Genomic DNA, 21,227 nt, shown 5'->3' with positions numbered 1-21,227 from the left:
CACGATGGCGCTGCTCGAAGTCACCGGCCTGCGCACGCTGTTCGCCACCGACCAGGGCAGCTTCGCCGCGGTCGACGGCGTCGACTTCAGCGTCGAGGCCGGCCGCACGCTGGCCATCGTCGGCGAGTCGGGCTGCGGCAAGAGCGTCACGTCGCTGTCCATCATGGGCCTGGTGCGGCCGCCGGGCCGTGTGGCCGCGGGCTCGATCCGCTTCGAGGGCCGCGAGCTGGTGGGTCTGCCGGCGGCCGAGCTGCAGGCGCTGCGCGGCAACGCGATGGCGATGATCTTCCAGGAGCCGATGTCGTCGCTGAACCCGGCGTTCACGATCGGCGCGCAGATCGTCGAGGCGCTGCAGTGCCACCAGCCGCTCACCCGCGCACAGGCGCAGGCGCGCGCCATCGAGATGCTGGCGCAGGTGCGCATCCCGGCGCCCGAACAGCGCTTCCACGAACACCCGCACAAGCTCTCGGGCGGCATGCGCCAGCGCGCGATGATCGCGATGGCGCTGGCCAACGCGCCGCGGCTGCTGATCGCCGACGAGCCGACGACCGCGCTCGACGTGACGATCCAGGCGCAGATCCTGGCGCTGATGCACGAGCTGCAGCAGGCCAGCGGCACCGCCATCGTGCTGATCACGCACGACCTGGGCGTGGTCGCCGAAGTGGCCGATGACGTGGTGGTGATGTACGCAGGCCGCATCGTCGAACGCGCGCCGGTGCAGCAGCTGTTCGACATGCCGCAGCACCCGTACACCGTGGGCTTGCTGGGCTCGATGCCGCGGCTGCACGGCAGCGCCACGCGGCTGGCGGCCATTGCCGGCCAGGTGCCGAGCCCGCTGCAGCGGCCCGCCGGCTGCGCCTTCGCCGACCGCTGCCCCTTCGCCGACGTCCGCTGCCGCGCCGAGGCGCCGCCCTGGCGCGCCGTGGGCGACGGCCACCACGCGGCCTGCTGGCACGCGCCGCTGGACGCCGACTCCCTGCTGGGGCGCGCGGCATGACGGCGCCGCTGCTGCAGGTGCAGGGCCTGGTGAAGCACTTCCCGGTGCAGCGCGGGCTGTTCGGCCGCGCCACCGGCATGGTGCGTGCGGTCGACGGGGTCGACTTCACGCTGCACGCCGGCCAGACGCTGGGTGTGGTCGGCGAGTCGGGCTGCGGCAAGAGCACGCTGGGGCGGCTCGTGCTGCGGCTGATCGAGCCCAGTGCCGGGCGCGTGGTCTTCGCCGGCACCGAGCTCGGTACGCTGGACGCGGCCGCGCTGCGTGCGCAGCGGCGCGCGATGCAGATCATCTTCCAGGACCCGTATGCGTCGCTGAACCCGCGCATGACGGTGGGCCAGACGCTGACCGAACCGCTGCAGCTGCACGGGCTGCACACGGGGCGCCACGCCGAGCGCGTGGCGGAGCTGCTGCACACGGTGGGCCTGCGGCCCGAACACGCGCAGCGCTATCCGCACGAGTTCAGCGGCGGGCAGCGCCAGCGCATCGGCATCGCGCGCGCGCTGGCGGTGGAGCCGCGGCTGATCGTCTGCGACGAGGCCGTCTCGGCGCTCGACGTCTCGGTGCAGGCACAGGTGGTGAACCTGCTGCAGGACCTGCAGGCGCGGCTGCAGCTGGCCTACATCTTCATCGCGCACGACCTCGCGGTGGTCAAGCACATCGCCAGCCACATCGCGGTGATGTACCTGGGCCGCATCGTCGAGCTGGCCGACAAGGACAGCCTGTTCGCCGCGCCGCGCCACCCGTACACGCAGGCGCTGCTGTCGGCGATCCCGCAGCCCGAGCCGCAGCATTCGGGGCAGGCGCAGCGCATCCTGCTCAGCGGCGACGTGCCCAGCCCCGCGAAGCCGCCGCCCGGCTGCCACTTCCACACCCGCTGCCGCCATGCCGAGCCGCGCTGCGCCGAGCAGGTGCCGCCGCTCGAGGCGCTGGCGGCCGGCAGCGGCCACCAGGTGGCCTGCCACCGCTGGCAGCAGATCGCGCCGCCCGCGGCTGCGGCCGCTCCCGCCCCCAACCGCCGCCTGCAGCGCCTGCAGTCGGCCTTCGTGTCCCCGTCGTACCAAGGAAACAGCACATGAAGACCTCGCCCCTGATCGCCGCCCTGCTGCTGGCCGCCGGCCTCGCCCAGGCGCAAGCCCAGACGTTCCGCGTCGGCCTGGCCGAAGACCCCGACGTGCTCGACCCCACGCTGGCCCGCACCTTCGTCGGCCGCCTGGTCTTCAGCGCGCTGTGCGACAAGCTGTTCGAGGTGGACGAGAAACTCAACATCGTGCCGCAACTGGCCAGCAAGCACAGCTGGTCGGCCGACAACAAGGCGCTCACGATCACGCTGCGACCGGGCGTCACCTTCCACGACGGCGAGAAGCTCGACGCCGCGGCGGTCAAGTTCAACATCGAGCGCCACAAGACGATGCCCGGCAGCAACCGCCGCGGCGAACTGGCGCCGGTGACCAGCGTCGACGTCGTCGACCCGATGACGGTGCGGCTGAACCTGAACGCGCCGTTCTCGCCGCTGCTGGCGGCGCTGACCGACCGCGCCGGCATGATGGTCAGCCCCAAGGCCGCGACCGCCGCGGGCGACAAGTTCGGCCAGAAGCCCGTGTGCTCGGGCCCGTACAAGTTCGTCGAGCGCGTGGCGCAGGACCGCATCGTGCTGGAGCGCTACGACGGCTACTGGAACAAGGGCGCGGTGAACTTCGCGCGCCTGACCTACACGCCCATCACCGACGCCACGGTGCGCCTGGCCAACCTGAAGTCGGGCCAGCTCGACTTCATCGAGCGCGTGGCTTCGTCGGACATCGAGAAGCTCAAGACCGACAAGCGCTTCAAGACCGCCAGCATCACCGAGATCGGCTACCAGGGCATCACGATCAACCTGGCCAAGAGCGACCGCGCCAAGCAGAACCCGCTGGGCAGCAACGCCAAGGTGCGCGAGGCCTTCGAGCTGGCACTCGACCGCCAGGGCCTGGCCCAGGTGGTGATGGACAACGAAGCCACGGTGGGCAACCAGTGGGTCGCGCCCAACAACCCGTACTACGCGAAGAACGTGCCCATGCCCAAGCGCGACGTGGCCAAGGCGCGCGCGCTGCTGAAGGAAGCGGGCATCCCCAACCCGAGCTTCACGCTGGTGGCGCCCACCACCAGCGACGCGCAGCGCCTGGCGCTGGTGGTGCAGGCGATGACGCGCGACGCCGGCTTCGACGTGAAGATCCAGGCCGCCGAATTCGCGACCTCGCTGGCGATGGCCGACAAGGGCGACTTCGAGGCCTACGTGCTGGCCTGGAGCGGCCGCCCCGACCCCGATGGCAACGTCTTCAGCTTCCACGGCTGCAAGCAGCCGCTGAACTACACCGGCTACTGCGACGCCGAGACCGACCGCCTGCTCACGCTGGCGCGCACGCAGCCCACGCAGTCCGAGCGCAAGAAGACCTACGAGCAGATCGCGCAGCGCGTGATCAACGAACGCGGCGTGATCTACCTGTACCACCGCAACTGGCTGTGGGCCTACAACGCCAAGCTCAGCGGCGTGCGCGAGATCCCCGACGGCCTGCTGCGCGTGACCGGGCTGAAGATGGCACCGTAAGACGGCAAGGCACCCGACCCCACCATGCTGCGTTTCCTCGTGCAGCGTCTGGCGACGCTGCTGCCGACGCTGGTCTTCGTCTCGATGCTGATCTTCGGGCTGCAGCAGCTGCTGCCCGGCGATCCGGCGCTGATCCTCGCCGGCGAGGAACAGGACCCGAGCGTTATCGCGCACCTGCGCGAGAAGCTGCACCTCGACGAGCCGCTGCCGGTGCGCTACGCGTACTGGATCGGCGGCGTGCTGCAGGGCGACCTGGGCGAGAGCGTGCGCACGCAGCAGCCGGTGCTCGACCTGGTGCTCGAGAAGCTGCCGGTGACGCTGCAGCTGGGGCTGATGGCCTTCGTGATCGCACTGGGCATCGGGCTGCCGGCGGGCGTGGTGTCGGCGGTGGCGCGCGGCAGCTGGTGGGACACGCTGACCAGCGCGCTGGCGCTGTCGGGGCTGTCGACGCCGAACTTCTGGCTCGGCATCCTGCTGATCATGCTGTTCTCGGTGCACCTGGGCTGGCTGCCGGCCTCGGGCTACGTGAGCCCGTTCGAGGACCTGGCCGCCAACATGGCCGCCATGCTGATGCCGGCCTTCGTGCTGGGCACCGGCATCGCCGCGGTCTTCATGCGCCACACGCGCAGCGCGATGCTGCAGGTGCTGTCGGCCGACTACGTGCGCACCGCACGCGCCAAGGGACTGGGCGAACGGGTGGTGGTGCTGACGCATGCGCTGCGCAACGCGCTGGTGCCCGTCATCACGCTGGGTGCGCTGGAACTGGGCGCGCTGCTGTCGGGCGCGGTGCTGACCGAGCAGGTGTTCACGATCCCGGGCTTCGGCAAGCTGATCGTCGACGCGGTGTTCAACCGCGACTACGCCGTGGTGCAGGGCGTGGTGCTGGTCACGGCCACCGTGTACATCACGCTGAACCTGCTGGCCGACCTGGCCTACTTCGCGGTCAACCCGCGGCTGCGCACATGAGCGCCGCCATGGCAGCGATCGTGGCCGATAGCCCTTGGCGCCGCGCCGGCCGCCGGCTGGTGCGCCGCCGCGCCGCGGTGTTCGGCGCCGTGGTGGTGCTGGGCTTCGTGCTCTTGGCGGTGTTCGCGGCCTGGATCGCGCCGCACGACCCGGTGGCCACGAGCTGGAGCGCCATCCGCCAGGCGCCCTCGGCCACGCACTGGTTCGGCACCGACGAGATCGGCCGCGACGTGCTCAGCCGCGTCGTCTGGGGCACGCAGGCCTCGCTGCTGGCGGGCGTGGTGTCGGTGTCGATCTCGCTGCTGCTGGGCGTGCCCATCGGGCTGGCCGCGGGCTTCCTGGGCGGCTGGGTCGATGCCGTGATCTCACGCATCGTCGACGCCTTCCTGGCCTGCCCGTTCCTGATCCTGGCGATCGCACTGGCGGCCTTCCTCGGGCCGTCGCTGACGAACGCGATGATCGCCATCGGCGTCTCGGCGACACCGATCTTCGTGCGGCTCACGCGCGCACAGGTGCTCAACGTGAAGGTCGAGGACTACGTCGAAGCCGCGCGCGCGGTCGGCAACCCGCCCTGGCGCATCGCGCTGCGCCACGTGCTGCCCAACATCACCGCACCGCTGATCGTGCAGAGCACGCTGGCGATCGCCGGCGCGATCATCGCCGAGGCCAGCCTGTCGTTTCTGGGGCTGGGCCAGCAGCCTCCCGCGCCCAGCTGGGGCAGCATGCTCAACACGGCCAAGAACTACATGGACAGCGCGCCGTGGATGGCGGTCTGGCCGGGGCTGGCGATCTTCGTGCTGGTGCTGGCCTTCAATCTGCTGGGCGACGGCCTGCGCGACGCACTCGACCCGAAGCAGACTTGAAATCGGCCGACGCAGGGCCATGTAGCAGGCATGACTTCCGCCGACCCCACCACCCTGCGCCTGCCTGCCAGCCTGCACGCCCTGGCGGCGATGGCCGGCCTGCTGGAACGCCTGGAGCGCACGCCGCGCCAGGCCAGCGCCGACCAGTACCGCGCCGTCGTGCAGCAGGTGCAGCAGCTGCTGGCCGCCGCCGAACCCGGTGCGGCGCTCGACGCGCTGCTGCAGGCGGCGCCGGCCACGGCCGAGCTGTACGAGAACCTGCAGTACACCCATGCCGGCCTGTGCCGCTCGCCGCTGGAAGCGGCGCTGAACGCCGAACTGGCCGCCAGCGCGGCGCTGGCGGCCCTGCGCACGCCGAAGGCGGGCTGAGGCCGCGCGCAGCGCGCGACGCTCAGGGCCAGCGCGGCGGGTGCGAACCCGGCGGCATCGCGGGGCGCCGCCAGCGCACGGGCGTGGCCGAGAAGTGCGCTGCGTGGCGCACCACCTGCAGACGGCCGAAGCCGCTGTCGACCGTCTCGATGTAGGGCTCGATCGGCGGGCGCTGCGCCTGCAGGGCATCGACGCGGCCCAGCCCGCGCAGCCAGTGGCCGACGCCGGCCAGCGACACCTGCACGTGCCAGCTGCCGCCTTCCTGCGCCTGCCGCAGCAGTGCCGCCTGGGTGCCGAACGCCAGCAGGTAGCCGGCGGCGTAGTCCAGGATCTGCAGCGGCAGGGCCTTCGGTGTGTCGACGCCATAGGCCTGCGCCTCGGCGACGTTGAAGCCGGTGGCCGTCTGCACCAGCGAATCGAAGCCGCGGCGGCCCGCCCACGGCCCTTCCGCCCCATAGGCCGACAGGCTGACCGCGACGATGCCGGGCGACAGCGCCGCCAGATCGTGCGGCGCGAAGCCGCGCGCGGCCAGGGCCCCGGGCCGGTAGCCTTGCAGGAAGACGTGCGCGTCGCGCACCAGCGCCGCCATCGTCGCGGGCCCGCCGGGCGTGTCGAGGTCGATGTGCGCGCTGCACTTGCCGCGGCTGGTGTCGGCGATGGCCTCGATGTTGGGCAGCCGCGGCGCATTGATCAGCAGGACGTCGGCACCGTAGGCCGCCAGCGTGCGCCCGGCCACCGGCCCGGCCAGGATGCGCGTGAGCTCCAGCACCCGCAGGCCGTCCAGCGGCCGGCCGCCCTCCCGCCTAGACGGCCATGGCGTCCACGGCCGGGGCGGTGCATCGCCGATGCGCTCGATCGCCACCAGCGGCTCGGCGCGCAGCGCCGCCGCCTGCGGGTGCGCGTCCCACGCAGCGAACGAGCGCGCGGCGGCCACCACCAGGCCGGCGGCGGCGGCGGCGTCCTCGAACGCCTGCGCGTGCCAGCCGGCCAGGCCGGCCTCGACGGCGCTGCGCGGCGTCTGCGGTCCGGCGGGCAAGCCGAGCAGGCCCAGCACGCCGTCGCGGTGGTGCGCGAAATTGGCATGCACGCGCACCCAGCCGTCGGCCACACGGTAGAGGCCCGACAGCGGGTCCCAGAGGTTCGGCGCCTGCCCGTCCACCGTGAACCAGGCCAGGCTGTCGAGCACGGCGTGCTCGGCCTCCACACGCACGTGCTGCGCCGGCCCGCCGCGCGCACGGCCGATCTGCACCGCCGCCAGCGCCGCCGCCCCCAGGCTGGCCTGCACGGCCGTCGTGACGTCGAACGACGACGGCAGCACCGCGGCATCCGCCGGCAGCACGGCGTCGCTAAGCGCGTCGGGGGGCAGGCCCGCGTCGCGCCACAGTGCTTCCAGCACCTCGATCGACGGCCGGGGTGGTCTTTCCGCAAGGGCATCCATGCCGCGATTACAGGGGCACGGCGCGAACGCCGTCAATCTCGCCCAGGCCCACCTGCTCCGGTGGCCCGACGCATCAGATGGGCTTCTTGCGCCACAAACGAAACACGGGCCCTGAAGGCCCGTGCTTGCTTGGTGTGTGTGGCGGAGTGGACGGGACTCGAACCCGCGACCCCCGGCGTGACAGGCCGGTATTCTAACCAACTGAACTACCACTCCCCGGTAGAGCCTCACACTATAGCACAGGCTTTTCAACGCCAGCAAGTGCGACGGCGGACTTTCTGCAAGACCCTGCAATACCGTCGGCGACGGCAGGCCACGTGGCCTCAGCGCCGCGATGGGTGTGCGGCGTCGTCGGCGAGGCTGTCGAGGATCGGGCAATCCGGACGGTCGTCGCCGTGGCAGCAGTGCACCAGGTGCTGCAACGTTGCCTTCATCGCCAGCAGTTCGGCCGCCTTCTGCTCCAGGTCGCGGATGTGCGCCTCGGCCAGGGCCTTCACCTGGCGGCTGGGGCGCCCGCGGTTCTGCCAGAGACCCACGAGTTCGGTGATTTCCGCGATCGAGAAGCCCAGGTCGCGCGCGTGGCGGATGAAGCGCAGCGTGTGCACCTCGTTCGGCCCGTACTGCCGGTAGCCGGCCTCGGTGCGCACTGCGGGCGGCAACAGACCCACCGATTCGTAGTGGCGGATCATCTTGGCCGACACGCCCGAGGCGCTGGCTGCTTCGCCGATGTTCATGGCCGCGCCTCGGGATGCAGCGGGCGCGCTGTGCGCCCGGTCAGCGCTGCGGTGCCGAAGCCGCCTGGCCCGCACCGGGCACGCCGGCCTTGCGGGCCACATTGTCGGCGACCCTGCCAACCGCCTTGGCGCCCGTCTCCACGCCCTCGGCCGCGGCCTTCACGCCACGGCGTACCGCATGCTCGACCTTCGTGGCCACGCTCGCGGCCTTGTCGGCAACCGTCGCGGCCACCTCGGTGGCCGAGGCCTGCGCCGCCGCCGAGGCGACGAGCAGTGTCGTGATCAGCACCAGCGTTCGTTGCTTCATGAGCCAACATTGTCCGCAGCCCCCTTCAACCCTGCTTACCAAAGGTAAGCCGTGTCAGTCGGCCTTCCAGCGCCGCAACGTCAGCGCGTTGGCCACCACGCTCACGCTGCTGAGCGCCATCGCGGCGCCGGCGATCACCGGGTTCAGCAAGCCGAAGGCCGCCAACGGGATGCCGACCACGTTGTACGCGAAGGCCCAGAAGAGGCCGCGGCGGATCGTGGCCACGGTGCGGCGCGACACATCCAGCGCCGCCGGCACCAGGCGCGGGTCGCCGCGCATCAGCGTGACGCCCGCGGTCTGCATCGCCACGTCGGTGCCCGTGGCCATCGCGATGCCGACGTCGGCCGCGGCGAGCGCAGGCGCATCGTTGATGCCGTCGCCCACCATGGCCACCACGCCGCCGGCCGCACGCAACTGCTGCACGATGGCTGCCTTGTCGCCGGGCAGCACCTCGGCGCGCACGTCGTCGATGCCGAGCTCGCGCGCCACCGAGCCCGCGCTGCCGGCGTTGTCGCCGGTGAGCATCACGGTCTTCACGCCCAGCGCGTGCAGCCGAGCCACGGCGTCGCGCGCGGCGGGCTTGATGGCATCCCCGAAGGCCAGCAGGCCGAGCACGCGGGCCTGGGAACCATCGCGCTGCAGCAGCCACGACACCGTGCGGCCCTCGCCGGCCAGGCGCTCTTCCTCGGCGGCCAGCGCGCCGGCATCGGCCGCCCACTCGCGCTGCAGGCGGCCGCTGCCCAGCGCCAGGTCCAGCCCGCCCACGCGCCCTTGCAGGCCGCGCCCGGGCAGGGCCTGCACGTCCTGCGCCTCGGCGGCGGCCAGGCCCTGCGCCTGCAGGCGCGCCAGCACCGCACGGGCCAGCGGGTGCTCGCTGCGCTGCTGCAGGGCGGCCGCCTGCTGCAGCACGGCGTCGGCATCGCCGCCGGCCGCCGGCAGCACGGCCACCAGCGACGGCTTGCCTTCCGTGAGCGTGCCGGTCTTGTCGAACGCCACCGTGGTGACGCCGTGGGCCAGTTCCAGCGCCTGCGCGTCCTGGATCAGGATGCCGTGCTGCGCCGCGACGCCGGTGCCGGCCATGATCGCCGTGGGCGTGGCCAGCCCCAGCGCACACGGGCACGCGATCACGAGCACGGCGACCGCGTTCACCAGCGCCGTCTCCCAGCCCGCGCCGGCCAGCACCCAGCCGACGACGGTCAGTGCTGCCACGCCCAGCACCACGGGCACGAAGACGGCGCTGACGCGGTCGACGATGCGCTGGATCGGCGCCTTCGCCGCCTGCGCCGACTCGACCATGCGGATGATGCGCGAGAGCAGCGTCTCGGCGCCGATGGCGTCGGTGCGCACCAGCAGCGCACCGTCGGCGTTGATGCTGCCGCCCGTGACGCGGTCGCCCTCGGCCTTGGCCACCGGCAGGCTCTCGCCGGTGATCAGCGACTCGTCCAGGTGGCTGCGGCCCTCGACGATGGCGCCGTCCACCGGCACGCGCTCGCCGGGACGCACGACGACGAGGTCGCCGACCACGATCTGCTCCACCGGCACGTCGGTCTCGACGCCGTCGCGGCGCACGCGCGCCGTGCTCGGGCGCAGCGCATTGAGGGCGCGGATGGCGTCGGCCGTCTGGCGCTTGGCGCGCGCCTCCAGCCACTTGCCCAGCAGCACCAGCGTGATGACGGACGCCGAGGCCTCGAAATACAGGTGCGGCATGCCGTGCGCGGCGTGCAGCACCAGCAGGTAGATCGACAGACCGTAGGCCGCCGAGGTGCCCAGCGCCACCAGCAGGTCCATGTTGCCGGTGCCGGCGCGCACGGCCATCCAGCCGGCGCGGTAGAAGCGCGCGCCGAAGATGAATTGCACCAGCGATGCCAGCACGAGCTGGATCCAGCCGTCGAGCATCGCGTGCACACCAAAGGGCTGCACCAGCATCGGCGCGACCAGCGGCACCGTGAGCGCTGCACTGGCGGCCACCGGCCACCAGGTGGGACGCTGCCGGGCGGCGGGGGCGTCCAGGCTGCGCGCGCCGTAGCCGGCTTTCTCGACCGCGGCGCGCAGCGTGGCCACCGGCACCGTCGACAAGGCCTGCACGGTGGCACGCTCGGTCGCCAGGTTGACGCTGGCCGCGGTGACGCCGGGGATGCGCGCCAGCGCCTTCTCGACCCGCGACACGCACGAGGCGCAGGTCATGCCCTCGATCTGCAGCACCGTCTGCTGCTGGCGCACGTCGTAGCCCGCGTTGTGCACCGCGGCGGCCAGCGCACTGGCGGCGACGCCCGGCGCGGCCTGCACCGTGGCCTGCTCGGTGGCGAGGTTGACGCTGGCCTGCTGCACGCCCGGCACGGCGCGCAGCGACTTCTCGACCCGCGACACACACGAGGCGCAGGTCATGCCGTCGATCTGCAGCGACAGCGGAGGGGCAAGGGCGGTGGAGGTCATGGCAGGTGTCCGGGCAGCGCCATCGAAGGCGGATGCCCGCATGGTGCACCTTGCCATGATGGCAAGGTCAAGCGATTCCCTGAACCGGGCTGCCACCGGCCGGCGCCGGCCTCACCACGTGATCACGACCGACACCGGCTGGTGGTCGCCGGGCCGGTTGTCGCGCCAGGCACCGGCCCGGGCCCCGAACAGGCAGGTCATCCATGCGACCGTGTACGTGCAGACCTGGAGTCGTCGCGTGCGGCCCCCGTTGGCCGGCATCAGCGGACTGCGGGCATGCAGTCGGCGTCAACACCGGCAGACAGGCGCGCTCCGGCGGGTGCCTGCAGCGTGGGGAACCGGAATGAGAAAACCCCGGCTCTGGGCTGCATGCTGCAGTCAGAACCGGGGTTGTCTTGGCGTCCCCTAGGGGATTCGAACCCCTGTAATCACCGTGAAAGGGTGGTGTCCTAGGCCTCTAGACGAAGGGGACAAAAACCTTGTTCGTGTGACCGAACTCTACATCCTGAACGGCGCTTGTTTGGTGGAGGTAAGCGGGATCGAACCGCTGACCTCTTGCATGCCATGCAAGCGCTCTCCCAGCTGAGCTATACCCCCGTGCGGTTTTTGGTGTGACCCAAAGCCCAAACGCCGTTCAAGCGAGCCTCACAGTTTAGCGCAACTCTCAAACGGATTGCAAGCGCTGCAGCACGGTTTCGCGTGCGAACAGCGCCAGCACCGCATCGACCGACGGCGTCTGCGCGCGGCCGCACACCAGCACGCGCACGGCGGGCGCGAGCTGCGGCATCTTCAGCTGGTGCGCGGCCAGCGCGGCCTTCATCGCGGCCGCGATGCCCGCCTTGTCCCAAGGCGCTTCGGCCAGGCCGTCGCGCAGCGTGCGCAGCGCCGGCTTCACGGCATCGGTGACGTGGGTCTGCAGGTCTTCGGCGCCCGCAGCCACCGGCACGAACAGCATCTCGGTCCAGTCGGCGAGCTCGACCACCGTGCTGCAGCGGTCCTTGAACAGGGTCGCCGCGCGCGTCAGCATGTCCAGGTCGGCGGCCTGCACGCCGCGCGACGCCAGCTGCTGCTGCACGAGGCCGGCAAGGCGCGTGTCGTCGGCCTGCTTGATGTAGTGGGCGTTCACCCACGCCAGCTTGGCCGGGTCCCATTGCGCCGGGCTCTTCGCCAGGTGCGTGCCATCGAACCACTGCACCATCTGGTCGACCGTGAACAGCTCGGTGTCGCCGTGGCTCCAGCCCAGGCGCGCCAGGTAGTTCAGCATCGCCTCGGGGAGGTAGCCCGCCTCCTGGTAGGCGGTGACGCTGACGGCGCCGCGGCGCTTGCTGAGCTTCAGGCCGTCGTCGCCGAGGATGATGGGGCAGTGGCCGAACTGCGGCAGCGGCGCGCCCAGCGCGCGGAAGATGTTGATCTGCCAGGGCGTGTTGTTGATGTGCTCGTCGCCCCGGAAGACGTGCGTGATGCGCATGTCCCAGTCGTCGACGACGACGGCGAAGTTGTAGGTGGGCACGCCCAGCGTCCCCGCCGGCGCGCCTTCGGGCGCCGGGCGCAGGATGATGAGGTCGTCGATCTCCTGGTTGCTGATGCTGATCGGCCCCTTCACCAGATCGTCCCAGGTGACGACACCGTGCTCCGGGTTCGCGAAGCGCACCACCGGCTGCACGCCGGCCGGCACAGGCGGCAGCACCTTGCCCGGCGCGGGGCGCCAACGGCCGTCGTAGCGCGTCTTCTCGCCGCGCGCGCGCTGGGCCTCGCGCATCGCGTCGAGCTCCTCGGGCGTGCAGTAGCAACGGTAGGCGGTGCCGGCGGCGATCATCTGCGCGACCACCGCGTGGTAGCGCTCCAGGCGCTGCATCTGGTAGATGGGGCCTTCGTCGTAGGTCAGGCCCAGCCAGTGCATCGACTCGAGGATCTGCTGCACCGAGTCCTGCGTCGAGCGCGCGACGTCGGTGTCCTCGATGCGCAGCACGAACTGGCCGCCAAAGTGGCGTGCATAGGCCCACGAGTACAGCGCGGTGCGCGCCGTGCCCAGGTGCAGGAAGCCGGTGGGCGACGGCGCGATGCGCGTGCGGACGGTGGTGCTGTTGCCGATGGTGTCGTTCATGCCGGTGCCTGCAGGCCGTGCAGCAGGTCGGCCTGGATGTCGTTGATGTCGTCCAGGCCCACGGCCACCCGCACCAGCCCTTGCCGGATGCCCGCGGCCAGGCGCTGCGCCTCGCTGAGCCGCCCGTGCGAGGTGCTCGACGGGTGCGTGATCGTGGTCTTCGTGTCGCCGAGATTGGCCGTGATGGAGCACACGCGGGTGCCGTCGATGACGCGGAACGCGCCCTCGCGCCCCCCGCGCACCAGGAACGACACCACGGCGCCGCCGCTGCCCGACTGCTGCGCCATCGCCAGCGCATGCTGCGGGTGCGACGGCAGGCCGGGGTAGTAGACGTGCTCGACAGCCGGCTGCTCCTGCAGCCAGTGCGCGAGTTGCAGCGCACGCGCGCTCTGCGCCTGCATGCGCACGCCCAGCGTCTCCATGCCCTTCAGCACGACCCAGGCGTTGAAGGGCGACAGGCTCATGCCCGCGCTGCGCATCACCGGCACGAACTTCGACGCGATCAGGTCCTCGGGGCCGCACACGGCGCCGGCGATGACACGCCCCTGCCCGTCCAGGTACTTGGTGCCCGAATGGATGACGAGGTCGGCGCCCAGCGTCACGGGCCGCTGCAGCGCGGGGCTGCAGAAGCAGTTGTCCACCGCCAGCAGCGCGCCGCCGGCTTGGGCGATCTCCGCCAGCGCCGCGATGTCGCAGACCTCGGTCAGCGGGTTGGTGGGCGACTCGGCGAACAGCAGCCGGGTCGCCGGTGTCATCGCCGCGCGCCACGCCGCAGGCTCGGTCTGCGACACGAAGCTGGTGTTGATGCCGAACTTCGCGAAGTCCTGGAACAGCTTGATCGTCGAGCCGAAGACGCTCTGCGAGCACACCACGTGGTCGCCGGCCTTCAGCAGGCCCAGGATCAGCATCAGGATCGCCGACATGCCGCTGGACGTGCCGATGCAGCCGCCCATGCCTTCCAGCGCCGCCAGGCGGCGTTCCATCATCGTGACGGTGGGGTTGCTGAAGCGGCTGTAGACGAAGGCGTCCTCCTCGTTGGCGAAGCGCCGCGCCGCGGTGGCCGCGTCGGGGTGCACGAACGAACTGGTGAGGAACAGCGCCTCGGAGTTCTCGCCCCATTGCGTGGGCGGCAGGCCCTCGCGCACGGCCAGCGTGTCCAGCCGCAGGTCGGCCGGCAGATCGGTCCTGGGGATCATGTGCGGTCCTCGGAGGCGCTCTGCAGCGCCAGCCGTGAGCGGTTGTTCTCGTCCTCTTCGTCGAACTGCAGCTTGCGCTGCGCCTCCATCGCGGCGAAGTCGCCGGCGCTCACGTCGCCGGTGATGTAGTGGCCGTCGAAGCAGCTGGCCTCGAAGCTGCTGATCTTCGGATTCAGCGCGCCGATGACGCGCTTCATCGCGTCCACGTCCTGGTAGATCAGCGCGTCGGCGCCGATGAACTGGCGGATCTCCTCGATGCTGCGGCCGTGCGCGATCAGCTCTTCCTTGGTCGGCATGTCGATGCCGTACACGTTCGGGAAGCGCACCGGTGGCGCGGCGCTGGCCATGTAGACCTTGTTGGCGCCGGCCTCGCGCGCCATCTGCACGATCTCCTTGCTGGTGGTGCCGCGCACGATGCTGTCGTCCACCAGGAGCACATTGCGGCCCTTGAACTCCACGCCGATGGCGTTGAGCTTCTGGCGCACGCTCTTCTTGCGCACGGCCTGCCCGGGCATGATGAACGTGCGGCCGACGTAGCGGTTCTTCACGAAGCCCTCGCGGTAGGGCTTGCCGATCTTGTGCGCCAGCTGCATCGCGCTCGGGCGGCTGCTCTCGGGGATCGGGATCACGACGTCCACGTCGCTGGGCGGCATGGTCGAGATCAGGCGCTGCGCCAGCGTCTCGCCCAGGTTCAGCCGCGCCTGGTAGACCGAGATGCCGTCCATCACCGAGTCGGGCCGCGCGAGATACACGAACTCGAAGATGCACGGGTGCAGCGTCGGCGTGGCCGCGCACTGGTGGGTGTGCACCGTGCCCTGCTCGTCGATGAACACGGCCTCGCCGGGCGCGATGTCGCGCTGCACCTTGAAGCCGCTGCCCTCGATGGCCACGCTCTCGCTGGCGAGCATGACCTCGCCGTCGGGGCCGGCGCCCATGCTGAGCGGCCGGATGCCGTGCGGGTCGCGAAACGCCAGCAGCCCGTGGCCCGCGATCAGCGCCACCACCGCATACGAACCCTTCAGCCGCCGGTGCACCGCGCCCACGGCACGGAAGATCTCGGCCGGCGTCAGCGGCAGGTTGCGCGCCGCCTTCTCGAGCTCGTGCGCGAGGATGTTGATCAGCACCTCGGTGTCGCTCTCGGTGTTGATGTGGCGGCGGTCGATCTCGAACAGCTCGGCCTTCAGCACCGGCGCATTCGTCAGGTTGCCGTTGTGCACCAGCACGATGCCGAAGGGCGCGTTGACGTAGAACGGCTGCGCCTCTTCCTCGCTGTAGGCGTTGCCGGCCGTCGGATAGCGCACCTGGCCCAGCCCCACGTTGCCCGGCAGGCCGCGCATGTTGCGCGTGCGGAAGACGTCGCGCACCATGCCGCGCGCCTTGTGCATGAAGCACTTGGTGCCCTGCATCGTGACGATGCCCGCGGCGTCCTGCCCGCGGTGCTGCAGCAGCAGCAGGGCGTCGTAGATCAGCTGGTTGACAGGTGTCCGGGCGATGACACCGACGATGCCGCACATGGGTGGAGTCCTTTCAGGCAGGCAGGCGCTTGGCCACCTGCTCGGGCAGCACGGGCTTGAGCCCGTGCAAGGTCGTATTGAGCCACATTGCGCCGCGCGACTCCCGCCAGCCCGCCGATGCCGCGGCCGGCGTCAGTGCCACCACGGTGGCGAGCGCCAGCAGCAGCACCATGCCGCGCAACAGGCCGAAGCCGGCGCCGAGCGCACGGTCGGGAATGGACAGCGGCGTCGCGTGCACCAGCATCCGGATCAGCCGCGACAGCAGCCCCCAGGCGACGAGGGCGCCGACGAAACACAGCGTGAACGCTGCCGCATGGTTGAGCGCCGAGCCCGGCGTGCCCACGGGCAGGTAGGGCGCGACGTCGGCCGCGAACCACTGTGCGGCGAACCAGGCCACGATCCAGCCCGCCAGCGACATCAGCTCGAACACCACCCCGCGCCACAGGCCGACCAGCACCGACAGCAGCAGCACCGCCAGCAGGGTCCAGTCGATCCAGCCGATGCCGGCAGGCGCGGTCACCGGAGCCTCACAACGTGAGGATGGCGGCGGGCAGCCCCGCGGCCTTCAGCCGGGCGCCGGCACGGTCGGCTTCCTCGCGCGTGGCGAACGGGCCGATGCGCACGCGGGTGCGCTTGCCGGCGTCGGTCTCGATGACCTGGGTGTAGGTCTTCAGCCCGAGCTTCTCGACCTTCTGGCGCGCCTCCCGCAGCGCGGCGCTGTCGGTGTAGGCGCCGACCTGCACGACGTAGCGGCTGTCCTTCGACGCAGCGGCCGGGGGCGGCACTGCCGGGGTGGCCGGCGCGGCGGGTGCGGCGGGCTTGTCGTCCAGCAGCGCACGCGCGCGCTGCGCATCGGTGGTGGCAGGCTTGGGTGCTGCCGCGCTGGCTGGCGGCCGGGCCGCAGGGGCTGCGGGCCTGGCCTCGGGCGCTGCCTGCACGGGCGGCACTGCCTTCGGTGCAGCCGGGGCGGGCTCGACCGCCTCCTGCGGTGCCTCGGTCACCGAACTGGACGTGGCGGCCGGCGCGGGCGATGCGGCCACGGGCCGGGGCTCGTCGGCCGGCGGCGTCACCGGCAGGCTCTGCACCACGCCGCCGCTGCCCTTGCGCGCCGTCTCGATCGGGATGTCGACGGCCACGGGGCGCGGTTCGGTCTCGAACAGCAGCGGAAAGCCGACCACGCCCACCAGCAGCAGCACCGCGGCGCCGATGAGGCGGCGACGCGCCCGGATGCGGGCTTCCTGCACCGGACCGCCTTCGTCGGCATTGCCGGCCGCAGCGGCCGGCGCGGCGCGGCGCTGGGGTGCGGACTTGTCTTTGCGTTGCAGGAACGACGGCAGGGGCATGGAGGCAGGAGCGGTCAGCCGAGGTGGCGGGCCGTCAGGCGGGGCAGGCCGTGCTGGAGCACGCCGCCCACGGTGAAGAACGAACCGAAGACCACGATTCTATCGGCTGGGTCTGCCGCGGCCGCCGCGGCCGCCAGTGCTTCGGCCGGTGTCGCGTGGCAGTGCGTGTCGGCGGCGCCGCCGGCCTGCACCGCGGCCTGCAGTTCCTCGGCCTTCGCGGCACGGGCGCTGGGCAGGTCGCACACGTGCCAGTGGTCCACCAGCGGCCGGATGCGCGCCAGGGCGCCGGCGATGTCCTTGTCGCGCATCATGCCCAGCACGGCATGGGTGCGCGGGTAGAAGCCCATCGCGTCCAGGTTCAGCGCCAGCGCCGCCACCGACTGCGGGTTGTGCGCCACGTCCAGCACCAGCGTCGGCTGGCCCGGCACGATCTGGAAGCGGCCCGGCAACTCCACCAGCGCCAGGCCGGTGCGGATGGCCTGCGCCGTTACCGGCAGCACCGGCCGCAGCGCCTCGAAGGCCGCCAGCACGCCGGCCGCATTCAGCAACTGGTTCGCGCCGCGCAGCGCCGGGTAGGCCAGCCCGTTGTAGCGGCGGCCGCGGCCGCTCCAGCCCCACTGCTGGCGGTCACCGGCGTGGTTGAAGTCGCGGCCGACGAGCCAGAGGTCGGCGCCGATCTCGCGCGCGTGGTCGATCACGCTCTGCGGCGGCTCGGGGTCGCTGACGATGGCGGGACGGCCGGTGCGCATGACCTGCGCCTTCTCGGCGCCGATGCTTTCGCGGTCGGGGCCGAGCCACTCGGTGTGGTCGAGCGCGATGCTGGTGATGATGGTGCAGTCGGCGTCGAAGGCGTTGACGGCGTCGTAGCGGCCGCCCAGACCCACTTCCAGGATCACCAGGTCCAGCGGCGCCAGCGACAGCAGCCGTGCGATGGCCAGCGTGGTGAACTCGAACTTGGTCAGCGTGATCTCGCCGCGCGCGGCCTCCACGGCCTCGAAGTGCGGCACCAGCGCGTCGGCCGACACCGGCGCGCCGCCGACCCGGCAGCGCTCGGTGAAGTGCACGAGCTCGGGCTTCTGGTAGGTGCCCACGCGGTAGCCGGCCTGCAGCGCGATGCTCTCCAGCATCGCGCAGGTCGAGCCCTTGCCGTTGGTGCCGGCCACCACCACGACCGGCACCTGGAAACGCAGGCCCAGACGGTTCTTGACCTCGACCGTGCGCTCCAGCGACAGGTCCATCGAGGTCGGGTGCATGCGCTCGCAGTGCGCGAGCCAGTCGTCCAGAGTCATCACGGTCGGAGAAGTGGGGATCAAGCCGCTTGCGCGGCCCGGCTCCGCCGGTCCGCAGCAAGAGCCCCTTCGGGGGACCGCCACCGAGAGGGAGCGTGGGGGCGCGTTAACCGACCCAGAGGGAGCGTGGGGGCTCTATGCGACCGCGTCGGCGCTCTGCCGCTGCAGCATCGCCAGGGCCCGCGCGATCGTGGGACGCAGCTGGCGGCGGTCGACGATCATGTCGAGCGCGCCCTTGGTGATCAGGAACTCGCTGCGCTGGAACCCTTCGGGCAGCTTCTCGCGCACGGTGTTCTCGATCACGCGCGGGCCGGCGAAGCCGATCAGCGCCTTCGGCTCGGCGATGACGATGTCGCCGACGAAGGCGAAGCTGGCCGACACGCCGCCCATCGTGGGGTCGGTCAGCACGCTGACGTAAGGCAGGCCGGCCTTGGCCAGGCGGGTCAGCGCGGCGTTGGTCTTGGCCATCTGCAGCAGGCTGAGCAGGCCTTCCTGCATGCGCGCGCCGCCCGTGGCGGTGAAGCTGACGAAGGGCACCTTCTGCTCGACGGCGGCCTCGACGCCGCGCACGAAGCGCTCGCCGACCACCGAGCCCATCGAGCCGCCCATGAAGTCGAACTCGAAGCAGGCGGCCACCAGCGGCACGCTCATCACCGCGCCGCCCATCACCACGAGCGCATCGGTCTCGCCGGTGGTTTCCAGCGCCGCCTTCAGGCGCTCGGGGTACTTCTTGCTGTCCTTGAACTTGAGTGCGTCTACCGGCAGCACTTCCTGGCCGATTTCCCACCGGCCTTCGGCATCGAGGAAGGCGTTCAGGCGCTCACGCGCACCGATGCGGTGGTGGTGGTCGCACTTGGGGCAGACGTTGACGTTCTGCTCCAGGTCGGTCTTGTAGAGCACCGTCTCGCACGATGGGCACTTGATCCACAGCCCTTCCGGCACCGTGCGCCGCTCGGCGGGATCGGTTTGCTGGATCTTCGGCGGCAGCAGCTTCTCAAGCCAGCTCATGGCTTCACTCCTTCAGATGTGCATCGAGCGCGTTGCGGATCTCGGCCATGAAGGCCCGGGCCGCAGCGGCCACATTGTCGCGGGTCTCGACTTCCAGGATCTGCACCAGGCGCGAGCCGATGACGATTGCGTCGGCCACCTTGCCCAGCGCCTGCGCCGTGGCGGCGTCGCGGATGCCGAAGCCCACGCCCACCGGCACCTGCACGTGCGCCCGGATGCGCGGCAGCATCGCTGCCACGGCCGCGGTGTCGAGGTGGCCGGCGCCGGTCACGCCCTTGAGCGACACATAGTACACATAGCCGCTGGCGATGCGGCCGACGGCGGCGATGCGGGTGTCGGTGCTGGTGGGCGCCAGCAGGAAGATCAGGTCCAGGCCCGCGGCCTTCAGCTGCGCGGCGAAGGTCTCGCATTCCTCGGGCGGGTAGTCGACCACGAGCACGCCGTCGACGCCGGCGGCCGCCGCGTCGCGGATGAAGGCGCCCGCGCCTGCGCGCTGGTCGTAGCGCTCGATCGGGTTGGCGTAGCCCATCAGCACCACGGGCGTGCTGGAATTGCCGGCGCGAAAGGCGCGCACCGCGTCCAGCACCTGCGGCAGCCCGATGCCGCGCGCGAGTGCGCGCTCACTGGCCTTCTGGATCACCGGGCCGTCGGCCATCGGGTCGCTGAAGGGCACGCCGAGCTCGATGACGTCGGCGCCGCCGTTGGCGAGGGCCTGCATCACGGCCGGCGTGGCGTCGGGGAACGGATCGCCGCAGCAGATGTAGGGGATCAGCGCCTGCCGGCGCGCGGCCTGCAGCGCGGCGAAGGTGGCGGCGATGCGGCTCATTGCGCGCCCCCCTTCACGGCCTGCCCGCGGCACGACGGACGGCAGTAGAAGTCGGCACCCGACAGGTCGGCGACGGTGCCGATGTCCTTGTCGCCGCGGCCCGAGAGGTTCACCAGGATGGACTGGTCCGGGCGCATCGTGCGCGCCAACTGCATCGCGTAGGCGTAGGCGTGGCTGGATTCCAGCGCCGGGATGATGCCTTCGTTGCGGCACAGGTGGTGGAAGGCCGCCAGCGCCTCGTCGTCGGTGATGCCGACGTACTCGGCACGGCCGATGTCCTTCAGGTACGCGTGCTCGGGGCCGACGCCGGGGTAGTCCAGGCCGGCGCTGATGCTGTGCGTCTCGGTGATCTGGCCGTTGGCGTCCTGCAGCAGGTAGGTGCGGTTGCCGTGGAGCACGCCGGGCGATCCGGCCGACAGGCTGGCGGCGTGCTTGCCGCTGGCCAGGCCCTGCCCGGCGGCCTCGACGCCGATCAGCCGTGTGCCGGCCTGCGCGATGTACGGGTAGAAGATGCCCATCGCGTTGCTGCCGCCGCCGACACAGGCGATCACCGCGTCGGGCTGCCGGCCCGCGCCGAGCATCTCGGGCATCTGCACCAGGCATTCCTCGCCGATCACGCTCTGGAAGTCGCGCACCATCATCGGGTAGGGGTGCGGGCCCGCCACGGTGCCGATGATGTAGAACGTGTTCTCGACGTTGGTGACCCAGTCGCGCAGCGCCTCGTTCAGGGCATCCTTCAGCGTCTTGCTGCCGGCTTCCACCGGCACCACCTTCGCGCCCAGCAGGTGCATGCGGTAGACGTTGGGGCTCTGGCGCTTCACGTCTTCGCTGCCCATGTAGACCACGCACTCCAGGCCGTACCGTGCGCAGATCGTGGCCGTGGCCACGCCGTGCTGGCCCGCGCCGGTCTCGGCGATGATGCGCGGCTTGCCCATGCGGCGCGCCAGCATCGCCTGGCCGATGACGTTGTTGATCTTGTGCGCGCCGGTGTGGTTGAGGTCCTCGCGCTTGAGGTAGATCTGCGCGCCGCCGAGTTCGCGGCTGGTGCGCGCGGCGTGGTAGATCGGGCTCGGCCGGCCGACGAAGTGCTTCAGCTCGCTGCGGAACTCGGCCTGGAACGCCGGGTCGTCGCGGTAGCGTGCGTACGCCGCTTCCAGTTCGTGCAGCGCGTGGATCAGCGTCTCGGCGACGAAGGTGCCGCCGTACGGCCCGAAGTGCCCGCGGGCGTCGGGTTGTTGGTAGTTCAGCATGGGAGACAG

Annotated in this window: 19 protein-coding genes and 3 tRNA genes; 6 read left to right on the top strand and 16 right to left on the bottom strand. The window is 71.3% G+C overall.

The window, feature by feature from the left end; translation table 11 throughout:
* Positions 1–4 precede the first annotated feature (4 nt).
* From ACPOLB_RS21450 to ACPOLB_RS21425, 6 genes are read left to right on the top strand one after another with little or no spacing between them, the layout of a single operon-like run.
* Positions 5–997 carry an ABC transporter ATP-binding protein gene (locus ACPOLB_RS21450; protein WP_425258076.1) on the top strand — a complete coding sequence of 331 codons (993 nt, stop codon included), beginning with the start codon at positions 5–7 and terminating at the stop codon, positions 995–997.
* On the top strand, positions 994–2,073 hold the full coding sequence (locus ACPOLB_RS21445) for an ABC transporter ATP-binding protein (RefSeq protein WP_425258075.1): 1,080 nt from the start codon (positions 994–996) through the stop codon (positions 2,071–2,073). The genes ACPOLB_RS21450 and ACPOLB_RS21445 overlap by 4 nt, the downstream gene beginning before the upstream one ends.
* On the top strand, positions 2,070–3,578 hold the full coding sequence (locus ACPOLB_RS21440; RefSeq protein WP_425258074.1) for an ABC transporter substrate-binding protein: 1,509 nt from the start codon (positions 2,070–2,072) through the stop codon (positions 3,576–3,578). Before ACPOLB_RS21445 ends, ACPOLB_RS21440 begins: the two co-directional genes overlap by 4 nt.
* A gap of 24 nt (positions 3,579–3,602) precedes the next feature.
* Complete coding sequence (locus tag ACPOLB_RS21435) at positions 3,603–4,544, top strand: ABC transporter permease (RefSeq protein ID WP_425258073.1); 942 nt, start codon at positions 3,603–3,605, stop codon at positions 4,542–4,544.
* The gene (locus ACPOLB_RS21430; protein ID WP_425258072.1) at positions 4,541–5,407 is read left to right on the top strand and encodes an ABC transporter permease; all 867 of its coding nucleotides are present in this window, start codon (positions 4,541–4,543) and stop codon (positions 5,405–5,407) included. Before ACPOLB_RS21435 ends, ACPOLB_RS21430 begins: the two co-directional genes overlap by 4 nt.
* 30 nt (positions 5,408–5,437) lie before the next feature.
* Entirely contained in the window at positions 5,438–5,776 is a 339-nt protein-coding gene (locus tag ACPOLB_RS21425) for a hypothetical protein (protein WP_425258071.1), read from the top strand.
* A gap of 22 nt (positions 5,777–5,798) precedes the next feature.
* On the opposite strand, the gene ACPOLB_RS21420 is transcribed toward ACPOLB_RS21425, so the two are convergent.
* From ACPOLB_RS21420 to trpB, 16 genes are all read right to left on the bottom strand, one after another.
* Positions 5,799–7,214 (bottom strand): CoA transferase, encoded by a 1,416-nt coding sequence (locus tag ACPOLB_RS21420; RefSeq protein WP_425258070.1) that lies wholly within the window; start codon positions 7,212–7,214, stop codon positions 5,799–5,801.
* A 139-nt stretch (positions 7,215–7,353) separates the two neighbouring features.
* A tRNA-Asp gene (locus ACPOLB_RS21415) sits at positions 7,354–7,430 on the bottom strand.
* A gap of 107 nt (positions 7,431–7,537) precedes the next feature.
* Positions 7,538–7,948 (bottom strand): Cu(I)-responsive transcriptional regulator, encoded by a 411-nt coding sequence (gene cueR / locus ACPOLB_RS21410; RefSeq protein ID WP_425258069.1) that lies wholly within the window; start codon positions 7,946–7,948, stop codon positions 7,538–7,540.
* 40 nt (positions 7,949–7,988) lie between these two features.
* Entirely contained in the window at positions 7,989–8,255 is a 267-nt protein-coding gene (locus tag ACPOLB_RS21405; RefSeq protein WP_425258068.1) for a hypothetical protein, read from the bottom strand.
* 54 nt (positions 8,256–8,309) lie between these two features.
* Complete coding sequence (locus ACPOLB_RS21400) at positions 8,310–10,688, bottom strand: heavy metal translocating P-type ATPase (RefSeq protein WP_425258067.1); 2,379 nt, start codon at positions 10,686–10,688, stop codon at positions 8,310–8,312.
* A gap of 396 nt (positions 10,689–11,084) precedes the next feature.
* Positions 11,085–11,160: transfer RNA gene (locus ACPOLB_RS21395), tRNA-Glu, on the bottom strand.
* A 49-nt stretch (positions 11,161–11,209) separates the two neighbouring features.
* A tRNA-Ala gene (locus ACPOLB_RS21390) sits at positions 11,210–11,285 on the bottom strand.
* 67 nt (positions 11,286–11,352) lie between these two features.
* Positions 11,353–12,792: a glutamate--tRNA ligase gene (gltX, locus tag ACPOLB_RS21385; protein ID WP_425258066.1), complete on the bottom strand. Its 1,440-nt coding sequence runs from the start codon at positions 12,790–12,792 to the stop codon at positions 11,353–11,355.
* Positions 12,789–13,988 (bottom strand): O-succinylhomoserine sulfhydrylase, encoded by a 1,200-nt coding sequence (locus ACPOLB_RS21380; RefSeq protein ID WP_425258065.1) that lies wholly within the window; start codon positions 13,986–13,988, stop codon positions 12,789–12,791. The genes gltX and ACPOLB_RS21380 overlap by 4 nt, the downstream gene beginning before the upstream one ends.
* A complete protein-coding gene (gene purF / locus ACPOLB_RS21375; protein WP_425258064.1) occupies positions 13,985–15,502 on the bottom strand; it encodes an amidophosphoribosyltransferase in 1,518 nt (505 codons plus the stop codon). The genes ACPOLB_RS21380 and purF overlap by 4 nt, the downstream gene beginning before the upstream one ends.
* Positions 15,503–15,515: 13 nt before the next feature.
* Positions 15,516–16,022 carry a CvpA family protein gene (locus ACPOLB_RS21370; protein ID WP_425258063.1) on the bottom strand — a complete coding sequence of 169 codons (507 nt, stop codon included), beginning with the start codon at positions 16,020–16,022 and terminating at the stop codon, positions 15,516–15,518.
* A 7-nt stretch (positions 16,023–16,029) separates the two neighbouring features.
* A complete protein-coding gene (locus tag ACPOLB_RS21365) occupies positions 16,030–16,845 on the bottom strand; it encodes an SPOR domain-containing protein (RefSeq protein WP_425258062.1) in 816 nt (271 codons plus the stop codon).
* A gap of 14 nt (positions 16,846–16,859) precedes the next feature.
* The gene (folC, locus tag ACPOLB_RS21360; RefSeq protein WP_425258061.1) at positions 16,860–18,134 is read right to left on the bottom strand and encodes a bifunctional tetrahydrofolate synthase/dihydrofolate synthase; all 1,275 of its coding nucleotides are present in this window, start codon (positions 18,132–18,134) and stop codon (positions 16,860–16,862) included.
* 135 nt (positions 18,135–18,269) lie between these two features.
* Positions 18,270–19,142, bottom strand: coding sequence for an acetyl-CoA carboxylase, carboxyltransferase subunit beta (accD, locus tag ACPOLB_RS21355; RefSeq protein WP_425258060.1), 873 nt, complete (start codon positions 19,140–19,142; stop codon positions 18,270–18,272).
* A 4-nt stretch (positions 19,143–19,146) separates the two neighbouring features.
* Positions 19,147–19,968 carry a tryptophan synthase subunit alpha gene (gene trpA, locus ACPOLB_RS21350; protein ID WP_425258059.1) on the bottom strand — a complete coding sequence of 274 codons (822 nt, stop codon included), beginning with the start codon at positions 19,966–19,968 and terminating at the stop codon, positions 19,147–19,149.
* Positions 19,965–21,218: a tryptophan synthase subunit beta gene (trpB, locus tag ACPOLB_RS21345; RefSeq protein ID WP_425258058.1), complete on the bottom strand. Its 1,254-nt coding sequence runs from the start codon at positions 21,216–21,218 to the stop codon at positions 19,965–19,967. The genes trpA and trpB overlap by 4 nt, the downstream gene beginning before the upstream one ends.
* Positions 21,219–21,227: the final 9 nt, after the last annotated feature.

Source organism: Rubrivivax soli (assembly GCF_049810355.1).
Taxonomy (GTDB): domain Bacteria; phylum Pseudomonadota; class Gammaproteobacteria; order Burkholderiales; family Burkholderiaceae_C; genus Rubrivivax.
The sequence above is the reverse complement of the archived record's forward strand: the minus strand, read 5'-3'. Positions and strand labels throughout refer to the sequence as shown.